The organism is Achromobacter sp. SIMBA_011 (genome assembly GCF_046535435.1).
GTDB classification, from domain to species: Bacteria; Pseudomonadota; Gammaproteobacteria; order Burkholderiales; family Burkholderiaceae_B; genus Achromobacter; species Achromobacter dolens.
In genome coordinates, this window is record NZ_JAWRWN010000723.1 from 1 (window position 1) to 260 (window position 260).

Sequence of the window (260 nt, forward strand, 5' to 3'; positions counted from 1 at the left end):
TGGTAAAATCGGGGGAATGCCCGCCGCCGGACACCGTATATGCCTATGCCAATAGTCTGCAACGTACCGTTGCGACTGCACAGTTCTTTATTACCGGCGCATTCCCGGGGTGTGATATTCCTGTGCATCACCAGGAAAAAATGGGCACCATGGACCCAACCTTTAACCCGGTGATCACCGATGATTCCGCCGCATTCAGTGAAAAGGCGGTGGCGGCAATGGAGAAAGAGCTCAGCAAACTCCAGCTTACCGACAGCTAC

The 260-nt window shown here is 53.8% G+C and carries 1 protein-coding gene; it reads left to right on the forward strand.

The window, feature by feature from the left end; translation table 11 throughout:
- On the forward strand, positions 1–260 hold a 260-nt coding region (locus tag SB816_RS32855), incomplete at both ends, for a hypothetical protein (RefSeq protein ID WP_410548362.1).